This is a genomic window from Afipia sp. GW822-FHT03D08, assembly GCF_058801645.1.
The window spans coordinates 61,061-76,878 of the sequence record NZ_JBXANK010000004.1 but is presented as its reverse complement, the minus strand read 5'-3'; the positions used below and the strand labels follow the sequence as shown (position 1 = coordinate 76,878).

General features: G+C 64.2%; 12 protein-coding genes and 1 pseudogene. 6 read left to right on the top strand and 7 right to left on the bottom strand.

Annotation, left to right across the window (positions count from 1 at the left end; genetic code table 11):
- Positions 1-52: 52 nt before the first annotated feature.
- Genes AC1RM7_RS23200 through slyA form a run of 3 tightly spaced genes read right to left on the bottom strand, consistent with a single transcriptional unit; the run spans position 53 to position 3,353 of the window.
- Complete coding sequence (locus AC1RM7_RS23200; protein ID WP_393986256.1) at positions 53-1,684, bottom strand: DHA2 family efflux MFS transporter permease subunit; 1,632 nt, start codon at positions 1,682-1,684, stop codon at positions 53-55.
- Positions 1,677-2,867: an HlyD family secretion protein gene (locus AC1RM7_RS23195; RefSeq protein WP_393986255.1), complete on the bottom strand. Its 1,191-nt coding sequence runs from the start codon at positions 2,865-2,867 to the stop codon at positions 1,677-1,679. Before AC1RM7_RS23195 ends, AC1RM7_RS23200 begins: the two co-directional genes overlap by 8 nt.
- Positions 2,868-2,870: 3 nt before the next feature.
- Positions 2,871-3,353 carry a transcriptional regulator SlyA gene (gene slyA / locus AC1RM7_RS23190; protein ID WP_393986254.1) on the bottom strand — a complete coding sequence of 161 codons (483 nt, stop codon included), beginning with the start codon at positions 3,351-3,353 and terminating at the stop codon, positions 2,871-2,873.
- 145 nt (positions 3,354-3,498) lie between these two features.
- On the opposite strand from slyA, the gene AC1RM7_RS23185 reads away from it, so the two are divergent.
- Positions 3,499-3,945, top strand: a complete 447-nt coding sequence (locus tag AC1RM7_RS23185; RefSeq protein WP_393986253.1) for a universal stress protein — start codon at positions 3,499-3,501, stop codon at positions 3,943-3,945.
- Between the two features lie 217 nt (positions 3,946-4,162).
- On the top strand, positions 4,163-4,396 hold the full coding sequence (locus tag AC1RM7_RS23180; RefSeq protein ID WP_492839498.1) for a PadR family transcriptional regulator: 234 nt from the start codon (positions 4,163-4,165) through the stop codon (positions 4,394-4,396).
- A gap of 76 nt (positions 4,397-4,472) precedes the next feature.
- On the opposite strand, the gene AC1RM7_RS23175 is transcribed toward AC1RM7_RS23180, so the two are convergent.
- From AC1RM7_RS23175 to AC1RM7_RS23160, 4 genes are all read right to left on the bottom strand, one after another.
- Positions 4,473-6,794: an FAD-dependent oxidoreductase gene (locus AC1RM7_RS23175; protein ID WP_393986251.1), complete on the bottom strand. Its 2,322-nt coding sequence runs from the start codon at positions 6,792-6,794 to the stop codon at positions 4,473-4,475.
- 145 nt (positions 6,795-6,939) lie between these two features.
- Positions 6,940-8,100, bottom strand: coding sequence for a polyhydroxyalkanoate depolymerase (gene phaZ, locus AC1RM7_RS23170; protein ID WP_492839500.1), 1,161 nt, complete (start codon positions 8,098-8,100; stop codon positions 6,940-6,942).
- Positions 8,101-8,276: 176 nt separating this feature from the next.
- Entirely contained in the window at positions 8,277-10,067 is a 1,791-nt protein-coding gene (locus AC1RM7_RS23165) for a PHA/PHB synthase family protein (RefSeq protein WP_393986250.1), read from the bottom strand.
- The gene (locus tag AC1RM7_RS23160; RefSeq protein WP_393986249.1) at positions 10,064-10,672 is read right to left on the bottom strand and encodes a TetR/AcrR family transcriptional regulator; all 609 of its coding nucleotides are present in this window, start codon (positions 10,670-10,672) and stop codon (positions 10,064-10,066) included. Before AC1RM7_RS23160 ends, AC1RM7_RS23165 begins: the two co-directional genes overlap by 4 nt.
- A 203-nt stretch (positions 10,673-10,875) precedes the next feature.
- Between AC1RM7_RS23160 and AC1RM7_RS23155 the strand changes: the two are divergent.
- From AC1RM7_RS23155 to AC1RM7_RS23140, 4 genes and pseudogenes are all read left to right on the top strand, one after another.
- Positions 10,876-12,095: pseudogene (locus AC1RM7_RS23155) on the top strand (IS256 family transposase).
- A gap of 52 nt (positions 12,096-12,147) precedes the next feature.
- A complete protein-coding gene (locus tag AC1RM7_RS23150) occupies positions 12,148-12,480 on the top strand; it encodes a phasin family protein (RefSeq protein ID WP_393986248.1) in 333 nt (110 codons plus the stop codon).
- A 69-nt stretch (positions 12,481-12,549) separates the two neighbouring features.
- Complete coding sequence (locus AC1RM7_RS23145; RefSeq protein ID WP_393986247.1) at positions 12,550-12,846, top strand: hypothetical protein; 297 nt, start codon at positions 12,550-12,552, stop codon at positions 12,844-12,846.
- A 334-nt stretch (positions 12,847-13,180) separates the two neighbouring features.
- Entirely contained in the window at positions 13,181-15,817 is a 2,637-nt protein-coding gene (locus AC1RM7_RS23140; RefSeq protein ID WP_492839505.1) for a cation-translocating P-type ATPase, read from the top strand.
- Position 15,818: the final 1 nt, after the last annotated feature.

Sequence of the window (15,818 nt, the reverse complement as noted above, 5' to 3'; positions counted from 1 at the left end):
CACGCCCGATAGCGATGATCACTACGTTTACGCCATAGCACTATGACGTGCGTCACCGACCCTGCTGGATCGCGTTCTGCGACGATGGCGGGTGACGCATGGCCTCACTTGCCTGCAGCGCCGGAGGCGTGGACCTCCGGCGCATCATCAACGCCGGGACAAGGGCGGCCAGGAAGATCGCGCCGACGATAAAGAAGCTGTCCCGGTACCCCAGCATGTTGCCCTGGCTGTAGATCATGCGACCGAGATAGTTCATCGCCCCGGCCTGGCGAATCGCTTCCGGCACACCGGCCTGCGCGAGCAAGCCGGTCACATCGCGCAGCAAGCCGGTCGTCGTGCTGTTACCCGCGTGCTGCGCCGCCGTGAAGCTGTCCACGTAGAGCTGCGAGCGCTGTTCAAGGGCAATTGAAAGCAGGTTGACGCCGAAGGCGCCGCCGAGTTGGCGCACGAAGTTGATCGCGCCGGAGCCCTGGCCGAGCAGCGTCATTGGCAGCGCCTTGAGGGCGCCGGCGTTCAGACTCGGCATGATGAAGCCGAGCCCGATACGGCCCAGCATGATCCACCAGGCAAACAGCCAGAAGGAGGTATCGGTATCGATGCCGGTCATCAGGAACGACGACCATGCGAAGACCGCCAGGCCGAACATGACCATGACATAGGCCGGCGTCTTATCGGTGAGACGCCCGGCTATCGGGAAGACGAGCGCCAGGATCAGCCCCGCCGGCATCAGCAGCAGGCCGGAGCGGGTCGGCGTGTAGCCCTGGATTGTCTGCGCGAACAGCGGAATCAAGAAGGTCGAACCGTAGATTCCCGCCCCGAAGATGAAGGCCACGACGGACGCGCCCGCATAGACCCGGTTCGTGAAGAGCTTGAGATTGAGCATGGGCGCGGGCGCGTGCAGCTCCCAGACGATGAAGCCGATGCCCGAGACAAAGGCGACGGCGAAGTCGCGCAGGATGGAATCGGAGAACCATCCATCACGTTGTCCATTCGACAGGCCGTTGAGCAAGGTCACGAGGAACACGGTCATCAGCCCGAAACCGATCCAGTCGAATTTGCGCGGCGATCCCGAAGTTGCCCGCCCCGGCATGAAGAGGGTGGCGAGGAACAGCCCGACAAGGCAGAACGGCACGGCCATGAAGAACACATAGCGCCAGCTGAAGCTATCCACCATGATGCCGCCCAGCGTGGGGCCGAGCGCCGGGGCCAGCACCACGCCGATGCCATAGATGCCCATGGCCGAGCCGCGCTTTTCCGGTGGAAAGACCTGAAAGATCATCTGCATGGCCAGGGGTTGCAGGATGCCGGCCGCGCCGCCTTGGAGCACGCGGGCCAGTATCAGCACCCCTTCCGCCGGAGCCAGCCCGCCCATGACGGAGGCGACGATGAAAACCGTCACCGCCAGCATGAAGGTCGCGCGCTGGCCGAGCGTCTCGACCATCCAGGCGTTGAGCAGCATGGTCCCGGTCATCGCGGCAAGGAAGCCTGTGGACAGGAGCTGCGCCTTGTCCTGGCCCATGCCGAAGGCGCCCATGATGTCGGGCAGGGCCACATTAACGATGGTCGCGGTCAGGATGGTGGCTATCGTGCCCATCATGACCGTCGCCGTGACCAGCCAGCGATACGCCGGGCCGAAGCGGGCGAACAGCCCCTCGATACTGTCCGGGTGCGGCGCGCTAGTCACCGGTGCCGGCCTCCAGCTCTACCATCATGCCGGGCTTGATTTCCCCACCGTCCTGCTGGACGGCGATGCGAACCGGCAGGCGTTGGGTGATCTTGGTGAAGTTGCCGCTCGGATTTGGGTTGGGCAGCAGCGCGAACTCGCTGGTCGCAGCCTGCCCGACGCGCGTGACCTTACCCTCGAAGCGCCGCCCCGGCAGGGCATCGACAGTGATCGTCACGATCTTTCCGGGCTGGAAGAAGCGGATGTCGGTCTCCTTGACGTTCGCCTCGACGCGTATGCGCTCGGGATCATGCACCATCAGCAGTCGCTGGCCGGGGGTGACGTATTCGCCCTCATCCACGAAGGTCTGGTCCACAACGCCGTCGAACGGCATGACGATGGTGCGGTCTTCGAGATCGAGCGCCGCGCGCTGCCGTTGCGCGCGCAGCCGCTGTTCTTCCGGACCGAGCTCGGCCAACTGGCGTTGGAGCACCGTGAGCTCCTCGCGTGCGGCTTCGGCCTCGGCAACGGCGGCGCGGGCGTTCTCCAGGTCCGCCTGGGCGCTCAACACCTGTTGTTTTGCAGTCTCCAGCGCCGCCCGCGTCTGGTCCAGGCGCGCGCGGGTGATGGCGCCGCTCGGCGCCAGCTTCTCAGCCCGATCATTGTCCTGTCTGGCAAGATCGCGTTGTGCCGTCGCTCCTGCCAACGCGGCCTCCGCAGCCCTCACCGCTGCCTGTTTGGCGGTAATACGACTTTCGGTCTGACGGCCGGTGAGTACGATGCGGGCTTCGATTTCCTCCCGGCGGCGGGCGATTCCCATGAGTTGCGCATCAAGTTCCTGAACGAGCAGGCGGCTTTCCCGGTCGTCGATCCGGACCAGTATGTCGCCTTTGCGAACGGAATCGCCGGCAATGACTTCGACGGCGGTGACCCAGCCGGGAACCCGGCTGCTCACGGCAACGATGTCGGCTGCAACGCGGGCGTCCGTCACAAAGACGTGGGTGAACTGTTGCCACAGCCACCAGCCACCGGCCCCGAGAACGATCAGCCCCGCCAGGATCGCGCCATACAGTCGCCATGGCCGGGCGCGGCCAGGCGGGGAAAACGCCTCTGACGCTGCCTCCGTCTCCTTGTCGGGGGCTATGCGCAGATCGGTTTCCCGATCGTCGCTCTGGCGCTCCAAGCGGCTCACACGCTGGTCCATGGCTCACCTGTCCATCGGGATTTGGTGCGTAAGCTGCATCGTCGTTTCCGCGCCACCCAGCTTGCCGGCGATCTTCTCGAAGACCCTCAAACAGGTCGTCACCTCGGCATGGGATATGTCGGAGAAGATTTCCGCACGCACTGCCGCTGCGGTCGTTTCGATGCGTTCCAGAACGGGAACGGCCTCCGCGCGCAGGTGGACCGATTTGGTGCGGCGGTCGCTAGCTTCTGTCCGGCGTTCGATCAGCCCCTCGGCTTCAAGCCGGTCCAGCGTGCGCACCAGGGTCGGCCCGCGCACCCCGACCGCCTCAGCCAATTCACGCTGGGTTGTCGCTTCGGCCAGCCGAGAAAGATGCAACAGTGTCAACCAGCGGGATTCGGTGAGGCCGAAGGCGGCCAGCCGCCGGTCGATCTCGGCGCGCCACAGCCGGGCGACCAGCCCGAGGTGGAGGCCGAATCGTTCCTGATCGTTGAGAGGCAGCTTCATTTCATTGCCTGAATAGCTCCTTTATTATAACAATAGATAGCTACCTATCGAATGTCCAGAGATAGAGGCAAAGCTCGCCCGCCCACTCTGTCCGCAGCCTGGCTCCGGAAAGGCTTTCCACGGCGCTCATTGAAGGAGAACCACAATGTACCAGACGATCCTCCTGGCCTATGACGGCAGCCAGCAAGGCCGCGAGGCGCTCGGTCAGGGGGCCGAACTGGCCTCGCTTTGCCAGGCTCGTGTCTATCTCTTCGCCGTCGTCGCCCATGAGCTGGGTGTCGCGCTCGCTGAAGCGGCGGCACCCTCAGACTTGCCGGAGCGTGAATATCAGGAAGTGCGCCGCGTGCTAGCGGCGGGCGCGGAAGAGCTGCGGCGGGCGGGCCTCTCCGTCCAAACGCGCCTCAGCACGGGCAACCCCGCCGAGGAGATCGGCCGAATTGCGCACGAGGTCGCCGCCGATCTGATCGTGGTCGGTCACCGCGAACAGAGTGCGCTGGCCCGGTGGTGGCACGGCTCCGTCGGCGCTTCGCTGCTCGCCCACGCGCCATGCAGCCTGCTGGTGGCCGTCTCGGGCACGACGCCCGCACGATGATCGGAACAAGATCAAAACCAGCAGCGTCGAAAGTTCCACGCGGCAGCGGCGAAGAGCGGGCAAGAGTGGCGCGGAGATGGGCCGCCCGCCGCCGCGTCGCGGTTTTCCGGGAGCTGGATCGGTTGCCCGTTGGAGTGTGCCCTGCCGGAGCCGGCAAGCTGCCGCTTGCGCAGACCGAGTTGGGGCGAGTTGCCCCGGGAATCGCCGGCGCGAACAAATGGCCGGCAGAGTGCCGTCTTTTGATGACATGCACGTCAAGACGCTATGTTTGGCCATCCTGTCCTTTGGAGAGGCGACAGGTTACGAGATCCGCAAACGCGCTGCGGAAGGGCCGCTCAGCTACTTCACCGAGGCAAGCTTCGGGGCCATCTATCCGGCGCTCGATCGCCTTTGGCGCGAGGGGCTGATCGAAAGGCGACGGGAGGCCCGCCCCGCAAGGTATACTCTCTGATGGAAGCGCGAGAAAAGGCTTTGGTCGAGGCCCTGCATCAGCCGTTGAAGCCCGACGTATTCAAGTCCGAGTTCCCTCAAGGTGAGCCACCGCGAATGACCTTCCTGGCGACCGCGTAACCTTCGGTTTGATGCGATCGAATGGTCTTGTATGAAAAATCATAGTCGAGGGAAGCAGGCTCTCGGTCTTGTCCTTGCCGCACGAACCGCGTGATGGTCGTCGCAGCTCCGTCGCCCATGAGCTGAATATATGCTGGTAAATGTTTGATCCTCGCGATCTCCGCCGGCGCGAGATGGGTGAGAAGGTGATCGATGAGCTTGCGGTAGGCGCCGATCGTTTCGCGATGGCGTAGGTCACTTCTGATCCGTTCAGAATAGACGATCTCGTCGCGTCGGAGCAGCACCTCCATCATGTTGGTCGGAAGCGGACTTGTGCCCGAGAACAGGTCGACGATGAAAACGCGCTTGCCGTCCGAACCGCAGCGATCGATGACAAGATCGATCGGCGAGTTGCTGACGATGCCGCCGTCCCAGTAGGCCTTGCCGTCGACGACCGTCCAGGGGAACCCCGGCGGCAGGCTGCCGCTCGCCAGGACATGCTCTGGAGTGAGATCGTCGACGTCGCTGTCAAAGACTTCAAGCTCCGCCGTGGTGACATTGACAGCGCTGAGAAGCAGCCGCACCGGGCTTGTCTTGAGAGCCGCGAAATCCACGTATTTCGCAAGAAGCTCCTTCACCGGCGCGGTGTCGTAATAGCTCGTCCAGTTTATCGGGAATTCGGTGAGTGAATAGAACGGCTGCATCCAGCGGGGTCGGAAAAAGCGCGGCACTCCGAATGTCAGGATCTGCAATGCCGCGGCCATTCCCTCTCCGCACGCGAACGGCAAGTCCGCGGTCGCGACGGCCAGATCAGCCCAGAATGCTTCAAGGGCAGGCGTCGCGTGACGCGGGTTGCTGGCGATGATCGCGCCGTTGAACGCGCCGATCGACACGCCGGCGACGATGTCCGGGAAAATCCCCTCCTCTTCGAGTGCCCTGACGACGCCGCATTCGAAGGCACCAAGCGCACCCCCACCCTGAAGGACCAGCGCGGTCTGCGTGGGAATATGGTCGAGGAGAAAGGCCGGGTCGTTCAGCCGGTCCTTGATCGCGTTCACGTTCACCCTATGGCGGATCAAGCCTTCGGCGAGCCGGGTTTCGTCGACAGGCCTGCCTATCGAGAACAGCGCACGCGGCACGTCGTCCCTGAGATAGAACAGCGCGAAGGACCGGTCCTGGATCGCGCCGCGGCCGATACGTTCTTCCGCCTCCGCCGGCCAGCCGAGCATGTTGAAACCGATCTCGCCGATCTCGCAGAAGAAATAGGAGACCTCGTCATAGGGCAGCCGGCGGCCCATCATGTTCCTGGCGGCGAGGCGGCCCTGCTTCACCGCGTTGTCCCAATGTTCGATGTGGCGGCGCCGCGCGAAAACCGGGTCATAGAAGGTGGTGACATCGCCGGCCGCGAAGACATCCGGCGCGCTCGTCCTCAGCAGCGCGTCCACCACGACGCGTCCGTCCTCGAGGACGATGTTGCTGCCGCGCAGGAACTCCGTGGCCGGCACGACGCCGATGCTGACGACGGCGAGATCGCAGGATATCCGATGCCCCGATGTCGTTTCGAGTTCCCGAAGATGGTCCTGGCCGCGGAACGCCGCAGCCGTGCCGTTGAGCAGCACCGAGACTCCACGACCTTCGACATAGCGTTGGAAGTAAGCGGAGAGGTCGGCGGATTCGAGATGCGGAAGAAGCCGCGCGCCGAACTCGATGATGGTGACCTCAAGGCCGAGCTCGACCAGCGACATGGCGATTTCCATCCCCAGAAAGCTGCCGCCGAGCACCACGGCACGCTTGGCCTGCGCGGCCGCCCGACGAACCGTCTCGGCGTCGCCTTTCTGCCGCAGCGTATGGATTCCGGCGAGGTCCGCGCCGGGAACGGGAAGAGGCTTCGGTGTCGCGCCGGTGGCGATCAGGAGCTGGCCATAGCGGATCCGTTCGCCCGTTGCGGTCGTTATCGTGTGGCTTTCCGGATCGACGGATGCCACCCGGGTGTTGAGTTGCAGATCAATCGCCTTCTCGCGATAGAAGCTTTCGGGGTGAACGAAGATCTGCTGCCCGATGCCGTCGTCGAGTAGCATCCGCTTGGACAGGGGCGGTCGGTGGTAGGGCGGCAGATCCTCCTGCGACAGGATCAGAATCGAGCCGGCAGCCCCTTCCGCCCGCAACGTCTCGGCCGCGACGGCGCTGGCGACGCCGCCTCCGACCAGCAGGAAATCGATATGGCGCGGCGGGGAGTGCGCGTTGCTGCCGGACGGAGCCGCGTCCGTCGCCACCCCTTGGCCGGGCTCGAACCCGGGCATTATGACGTGGGTCCTTTACGCAATATAGGGCTGGGCCGCGCCTGAGCGAGATAAGCGCCGGGAGCGGCCCTCCCGGGCCGGAAGGCATATTTCTCCCCGGGCGGCGGGACCGGAATCCCGCGCAGGATACGTGCGGCCGAAGGGCTCAATTTCCATTCTCCCGAATGAAGCGGCTGATATGCGGAAGAACCTCCTGCCGCCAGCGGCAGCCGAAGAACAGCCCGACATGACCAGTGTGCGGGCAGAGCAGATGGCCACGCCGTTCGGCGGGTATCCCCGCACAGAGATCATGGGCTATCCGCGTTTGGCCTGGACCTGAAATGTCATCAGCCTCGCCTTCGATGGTCAGCAGCGCGGTCCCGGTGATGCGTTCAGGGGTGATTGTCGTGCCCTGCCACGCCAGGTGGCCTTCTGCCAACGCAGACTGCTGGAACACCAGGGCGACCGTGTCGAGGAAGAATTCCGCCGGCACATCGTCGATCGAGAAGAAAAGTTTGGAGAACGGATGGCCTGCAGCATCGCTGCCGTCGTCATGGAAGAACTTGGCGAGAAGTTCGCCACCGCTCGCGCAATGACGGAACAGATAGGTCGAAAGCATCATCAGCTCGGTGCTGCCCGGATAGACACGCCGGCCGTGCCCTCGCCGGGAGGCGGGAACGGTGGAGATGGAACAGTTCTCGAACCACGCCAGAGGCAGGCTGCGTGTCAGGAGATCGACCCGGGTCGGGTTGATGCGCGTGTCGAGCTTGCCGCCCAGGAGCGTCAGCGTCGCGGGCCGCCCCAGATCCTCCGCGAGGATCGCCGCCGCCGCCAGCGCGGGCAAGGCGGACTGGCAAAGTCCGATCACATGGGTTCCAGCCCCGAGATACCGGATCGTCTCGACGACATAGGTGATGTTGTCTTCGAGGCGGAACGGACCGTCTCCGGCGGGAACGTCAGCGGCGTCTTTCCAGGTGAGACAATAGACGTCGTGCCAGGGCAGTAGTCCAAGGATCATGTCGTAGAGAATTTCTGCCCTCATGCCGGAGAGAGGCGCCACGAGGAGAATCGGGGGCCTTTGTCCGGTCAGATCGGCCTCGAAATGCAGAAGGCGGCCAAATGATTTTTCGACTACGCTTAGTTCTCGAACGCTCACCAACCTCCCGTCGATCACTATATGTTCGATACCAATCCTTGGACCGAGCGGTAAGTCGTTTTGTGTTGTGAGACCACTGATGTGCGCTCGATGGCGACCCGAGCGTGAGGCTTGTTTCTCTTCCGCAGAGTGCTTTTTATGCGGCACTGGAAGCTGCCCCGTAAAGATCAATCTCACATCCGTTCACAGTTGCCTGAATACGTGATGCACCAGCTTCGCGTCCCCCGAGGCTGCGGCGAACAAGCCGACGTCGTTGCGTGCGGCGATCAGCACCAGAGAGGCTGTGCCTCCGGGGCTGCAGCGCATTGAAAGCGTGATTGGTGAGGAAATCCCAGGTCATCACACCCTCATCGCTGCAAAACGTAGGTGCCCGGCGCGTCCTCGATCGGCGGATAGCCTTTGTCCGGAGCGCCCATGCCGGGGTGCGGTATGGGTTCCGACGAGGAATGGGCACCGAGCCACTGCGTCCACTCGATCCACCAGGAGCCGTCCTTCTGTTCCGCCGCGAGGAGCCATTCCTCTGGACCGAGATCGAGGTCGGCGACGTGTTTCGTGGCGACACGGAAGCGGCGCCGGGGATGACCGGGCTCGCTGACGATACCGGCATTGTGGCCGCCGCTCGTCAGGACGAAGGTGACGTCGGTGTCGGTGAGCTGGTGGACCTTGTAAACGGACCGCCACGGCGCGACGTGGTCGCGCTCGGTGCCGACGACGAACAGGGGCGTGCGGATGTTCTGAGGAACCGCAGGATGGCCATCGACCATGAAGCGGCCTGCCGCCAGCTCGTTGTCGAGATAGAGGCGGCGCAGGTATTCGGAATGCATCCGATAGGGCATGCGGGTGGAATCCGCGTTCCAAGCCATGAGATCGATCATGGGCGCACGCTCACCCATCAGATACTCGCGCACGTGACGCGACCAGATGAGGTCGTTGGTGCGCAAGAGCTGGAAGGCCCCGGCCATCTGATCGGCGGACAGATAGCCCCTGTTCCACATCATGCTGTTGAGGAAATGCATCTGGCTGTGGTCGATGAAAAGCGCGAGTTCGCCGGGCTCGGTGAAATCGATCTGGGCAGCGAGCAGAGTCACCGAGGCGAGCCGGTCGTCGCCCGCCCGTCCCATGGCGGCGGCGGCGATCGTCAGCAACGTCCCGCCGAGGCAGTAACCGGTGGCGTGGATCTTCCTATCGGGAACGATGGCGTTGACGGCGTCGAGGGCGGCCATGACGCCCATGCGCCTATAGTCGTCCATGGTGAGGTCGCGGTCGGCGGCGTCCGGATTGCGCCAGGAGACGCAGAAGACGGTGTGGCCATTCTCCACCAAGTAGCGGACCAGCGAATTCTCCGGCGAGAGATCGAGGATGTAGTACTTCATGATCCAGGCCGGGACGATCAGGACTGGCTCCGCCCGGACTTTGTCGGTCGTCGGGGCGTACTGGATCAACTCGATCAGGTGGTTGCGGTAGACGACCTTGCCGGGCGTGACGGCAACATCCTTGCCGGGAATGAAGCCGTCGGTTCCAACCGGCGGCTGGTTGGTGGCCGTGCGGGTGGCGTCCTCGACGAAGTTGCGCCAGCCCTGGATGAAATTCGCACCACCGGTCTCAAAGGCCTTGGCGACGACCTCGGGATTGGTGAGCGGATTGTTCGAGGGTGAGAACGTGTCGAGCAGCTGGCGGGCGAGGAAGGAGACGACGTGCTCGTGGTGCGGTGTGACGCCGGGCACCTCGTGGGTGACGTTGTGCCACCATTGCTGATTGAGCAGGAACGCCTGGGCGAAGGCGGCGTAGGGCTGCTTCTTCCAGCCCTCCGCCGCAAACCGATAATCCCCCGGCAGCGGCTCGATGCACGGCGGCGTATCGGAATGGGTGCTGGCCGCGGCGAGGTAGCCGAGGAAGCGGCCTGTCTTGCGCGCCGCCTTGTTGACGAGTTCCGCGCGCTTGCCTGGGGCGGCCGCCAGATGAATTGACCAGTCGAAAAAGGCGAGCGCAAGGGAGGCCGGGGAAAAGCCGGCCGTGAACTGCGCTACGAACATGTCGCTCATGCGGTCGATGGCGCGAAACCCTTCGCTGCCGACGCTCTCTTCGCCCGCCGCGACAACCGACGTCGAAGGCTTGGCGGCGGAGGCTGCTGTCGTCATCGGTCGTCTCCTTCAGCCGCGCGTGCGGCCACATCATAGGGACGGTCGCCGATCAGAACCTTGAGCAGTTGGACGGTGAGCTGCTGGACCTCACCATCCTCGGTATCGAGCAGCGGCTCGACCGTGAGGACCTCCCTGAGGACACCGATCCCCAGGAGCACGGCGGCGATCATCGCGGCGCGCCGGGCGGAGGACGGATAGGTCATCTTTGAAACTGGCTCGATGAAATCGGTCAGAGCACTGTCGTGCAGGATCCTGGAGGCTTCACGGCTGCTCAGCGAGCGCATGACGATATCGAACGCCCCGACCTCGTCGTCGTGGCGTAGTGCCTTATGCGAGAGGAGCTCGGTTGAGAGTTTGGTGGCAAGAAGACCCGGCGAGGTCCCAAGGAAACGTTCCGGGCGTCTCGTTGCCCGGACAGCCTCGGCGAAGAGCAGTTCCTTCGAGCCGAAGGAGCGATGCACATGGGCGAAATCGATACCGACATCGGCGGCGATCGCCCTGAGGGTCGTGTCTTCATAGGACTGCCGCCCGAACCGCAGGATCGCCGCCTCGAGGATCTGCTCGCGCTTGGCTGCCGCGGCGCGGGCGGTGGATCGGGCCATGAGAAACTCCGGATTTCATTTGCGTTTATGGAATGCCTACCGATATCATGTTTTTGGTCAACGCGCGTTGCGATAAATCAATGACGACCGGCGCCTTGATAATAGAATAATAGTGTCAACCACTTTTCTTGAAAGGATTACCTCGGGGAGTGTCAGGAATTTCGTGTGCGGGGCGGCCATACTGGACCTGATGGAGGTTTCCGATGGCACGACGCAAGGCACCCCGCATTCCTGATGCGCTCCTGGACCAGCTTCTGGCCGGCGCCGATCCCAAGACGGCCTTTGACGCCAATGGACTGCTCGACGATCTGAAGAAGGCCCTGGCCGAACGGGCGCTGAACGCCGAGATGGATCATCATCTGGCGGGCGATGAGGCCGGCAACAGCCGCAACGGCTATGGCCGTAAGACGGTGACGACCGAGACCGGCCGGATCGAACTGGATATCCCGCGCGACCGGCAAGCGACGTTCGATCCGCAGCTCATCGCCAAGTACCAGCGCCGCTTTCCCGGCTTCGACGACAAGATCGTGTCGATGTACGCCCGCGGTATGAGCGCCCGGGAGATTGTCGGGCATCTGCGCGAGCTCTACGGCATCGAGGTCTCGCCTGATCTCGTCAGTGCCGTCACGGATGCCGTGCTGGAGGAGATCGCCACCTGGCAGGCCCGCCCGCTGGAGCCGGTCTATCCCCTGGTGTTCTTCGACGCCTTGCGGGTCAAGGTCCGCGACGAGGGCATCGTGCGCAACAAGGCGGTCCATATCGCGCTCGGCGTTCGCGCCGATGGGGCCAAGGAGATCCTGGGTCTCTGGCTGGAACAGAATGAGGGCGCCAAGTTCTGGCTGCGCGTCATGAACGAGCTGCGCAACCGCGGCACCGAGGACATCCTGCTCGCCGTCGTCGACGGCCTGAAGGGTTTCCCCGATGCGATCCGCGCCGTGTTTCCCGAGGCGACGGTCCAGACCTGCATCGTCCATCTGCTGCGCCACAGCCTGGACTTCGTCTCCTACAAGGATCGCAAGGCCGTCGCCGCGGCGCTGAAGGGCATTTATCGCGCCGTGGACGCCGCTGCCGGCGAGGTCGCGCTCGGGGCCTTCGAGGAAAGCCTGTGGGGCCGCCGCTACCCGGCTATCGGCCAGAGCTGGCGACGGGCCTGGAGCGAGATCGTTCCGTTCTATGCCTTTCCGGCCGATATCCGCCGCATTCTCTACACGACGAATGCGATCGAGGCGCTGAACGCCAAGCTGCGCCGCGCCGTTCGGGCAAGGGGCCACTTCCCCACCGACGAGGCCGCGATGAAGCTGCTCTTCTCGTCTTGAACCGCTCGGAAAAGGAGTGGAAAATGCCGCCGCGTGAATGGGTCATGGCGAAAGCCCAGTTCGCCGTTCTCTTCGGAGAGCGTTTCACAAGGGCCATGATGGCCTGATCTTCAACCGCCGCCCCGCACACGAAATTCCTGACACTCCCATTACCTCGTCATGGCGACCGAAACGACACCGCCGAAAAGCCAAACGGCCGCATCCAATCCCCTATTCGCGTCTCTGGGCAATACAGACTGGGTAAAACTCTGGAGCGACGCGCCGGCAAAGATTTACGCCGACGGATGGGGGAAGGTTCTGGGCCTTGCCGCAGACAGGCTGCAGGATCAGGCAACTTACCTGAGACAGGTCTCCCAGTGCACCGATCCCGCTGAAGCGTTGAAGCTGAATGCCGCGTTTGCGCAGCAGTCGGTGTCACATCTGCTGGAGGACGGAACGAAGATATTTGACGGCATCCGCACCAGCATCGCAGCGGGTGCACCGGGCAAATAATATCTGGCTTGGCTCACCGTTGCGGCGCCCACCGGCCGCCCGAGCAGGGCAGGCAGTGCCTCGCCCGCCTTGCGGGTGGACAAGCCGAGCACAAAGCCGGCGAGGATCACCCGGTCGATCTCGGCCGTGGGCTGGCCGTACGTGCGCAGCACCTCGACCGGGGCTGTAGCGCCGGGTCCGTGGCACAAGTTCGATGTCCCCAAGCTCGGTCAGCAGATGCCGGCGGTAGTAACGGTTGCGGCGGTGCGCAACGTCGTCGCCTTCGAGCTGCTCCAGATAGACCTCGACTGCGGTGGCCATCTGTTGCTCGATGATCTCTTCAAAGGCCTGCCGGCCGAGCGGGCGATAACCTTCCGCCCACTCTAACCTGTCAGCCTTCACCATCTCGAAGGCCATTGGTAGACTCTCAATCGTCGCAGCCTGCTGTGACATGGAGGGCTCCCCTCGTGAGCTTTGACAGCCACATTTGGAGTACCTCTTCTTGCCTCTGACACAGAACGGTACCTTGCCGCTGCTTGTGGTCGAATTGCGCTCGCCCAGGCCTACCCGACAGCGCTCCGCGGCGTGCTTGTCTCCGAGATTCGGAGGCATCGCCTTTCGGGCCGCTTCGGATGAACAAGCTCGCCGGTGCTTTGCTGTTGCCTACGGCCATCCTGGCTCTCGACGCAATGCGGGCGATCTTCTACAGGCTAGTGTCGGAATGAGATCGATTTACCGGGAATCAATCGTTTCAAGTCAGCACCCCGAACGCAGCTCCTCTCGACCGGCGGCGCCATCCCGATACATCAAGGAGGCCGTCATCGTGCGGGATGATTTGGAAGGACTGACAAGCGGCGAAGCGCGATCCCGTCTCGCGGCAGAAGGCTACAATGAGCTGCCGCGCGCTGGACATCGATCGCTGCCGCGCATCGCCTTCGAAATCGTGCGCGAGCCAATGTTCGGTCTGCTCATCGGCTCTGGTATCATCTACCTCCTGCTCGGCGACCGCGTCGAGGCGCTGATGCTTCTCGTCTTCGCGTCGATTTCGGTCATCATCGCCATCGTGCAGGAGAGCCGTAGCGAGCGCGTGCTCGAGGCGCTGCGGGATCTCACCAGCCCGCGTGCGCTCGTTATTCGCGACGGCGAGCGACAGCGGATCCCAGGCCGCGAAGTGGTTCGCGGCGATATCATCGTCCTCGGCGAAGGCGACCGGGTGCCTGCGGACGCGCGCCTCATGGCAGCGACCGACGTGCAGGCCGACGAGTCGCTCCTGACTGGTGAATCGGCGCCAGTCCGCAAAGTCGTGGCCGGCGATGACGTCCGTGCCGCGCGGCCAGGCGGTGACGATTTGCCTTTCGTCTTCTCTGGCACCCTTGTGGTGCGCGGCCAGGGACTGGCGCGGGTCCAGGCCACGGGGCCGCGCAGCGAGATCGGCCAGATCGGTCAGGCGCTGGAGGCGATCGACAGCGCGCCACCCCGCCTGACTCAGGAAACCCGCCGGCTGGTGCGTGTCTTTGCCATCTTCGGTCTCGCGGCCTGTGCCTTGACCGTCCTCCTCTACGGTCTGTGGCGCGGGTCCTGGCTCGAGGCGCTTCTCGCAGGCATCGCGCTCGGTATGTCGATGCTGCCCGAGGAGTTTCCCCTCGTCCTGACCGTGTTCACTGTCATGGGCGCGTGGCGGATATCGCGGGCGCGCGTGCTCACCCGCCGCGCCGCGGCCATAGAGACCCTTGGAGCGGCAACGGTCCTGTGCACCGACAAGACCGGTACGCTGACTGAGAACCGCATGTCGATCATCTGTCTCGTTGCCGGCGATGAGATGCTCCGTCTCGAGCCCGGACGGGAGTCGATGTTGCCGGACAGGTTCCGGCGCCTCGTCGACTGGGGCCAGCTCGCAAGCGCTCCCGATCCGTTCGATCCGATGGAGAGGGCGTTTCATGCCTTGGCCGCGCAGGCGGGCAGCAGCGAAGGCGACGCGGAGGACAAACAAGAACTCGTGCACCGCTATGGTCTACGCCCGGATCTGCTCGCGGTGACACAGGTCTGGAAGGTTTCCGGGACGGACGATTGCAAGGTCGCCGCAAAGGGTGCGCCGGAGGCGATTGCCGCGCTTTGCCGGCTCGATCAGGAAGCGCTCGGCGCGCTCGCCCGCGACGTCGACCGGATGGCCGCCGAGGGCATGCGGGTCCTCGCGGTGGCGGAGGCGCGCTTTCGCGGCGCGAAGTGGCCCGCATCGCCGAAAGGGTTCGCGTTCACTTGTCTGGGCCTTGTCGGGCTTGCCGACCCGCTGCGGCCATCAGTGCTGGAGGCCGTGAAAGAATGCCGCTCGGCTGGTATCCGCGTCATCATGATCACGGGAGACTATCCCGCGACGGCTCTGGCGATCGCCAATAAGGCTGGTTTCGCCGCCGACACCGTCGTCACCGGCGATGACCTTGAGGCGATGAGCGATGCGGAACTGAACCGGCGGGTGGCCTCGGTCTCTGTATTCGCCCGTACCATGCCGGCGCAGAAGCTGCGGATTGTCCGCGCGCTCAAGGCGACGGGGGCCGTCGTCGCAATGACGGGCGACGGGGTCAACGATGCCCCCTCGCTCAAGGCCGCCGATATCGGCATCGCCATGGGCGGCCGCGGCACCGATGTGGCGCGGGAAGCCGCCGCGCTCGTCCTGCTCGACGATGATTTCGGCTCGTTCGTCAAGACCGTCCGTCTCGGCCGGCGCATCTACGACAATCTGCGCAAGGCGATGGGCTATATCCTCGCCGTGCATGTGCCGATCGCCGGCCTGGCGCTGCTGCCACTGCTGACCGGCCGGCCCATCATCTTCTCGCCGATCCACATCGCCTTTCTCGAGATGATCATCGATCCCGTTTGCTCGTTGGTCTTCGAGGCGGAAAAGGAGGAGACGGACATCATGAGCCGGCCGCCGCGCGCGGCGACGAGCCGTCTGTTCTCGTCGGGGCTCGTGCTCTGGAGCCTGCTGCAGGGCGTTCTCGCCTTCGCAGCCGTTGCCGCACTCTATCTGCTGGCGCTGCGGCGCGGCATGCCGGCGGGGGATGTGCGTGCGCTCACCTTCGTGTCGCTCGTGCTGGCCAATCTGGGACTGGTGCTGGTCAACCGCTCCTTCGACAGCTCGGTGCGCGGGGCGCTCCGGTGGGACAATCGCGCGCTGTGGTGGGTGAGCGCCGTGGCCGGCGTCCTGCTGGGCACTGCCCTGGCATGGGCGCCGGCGCGCGATCTTTTTCGCTTCGGGCCGCTGCATGCCGATGATCTCGCCGTCGCGTTCGGCACCGCCATAGGTCTGGTTGTCGTCCTGGAGATCCTGAAGCGATCCTGGCGCGGGTGGCTGACGGCTTGAG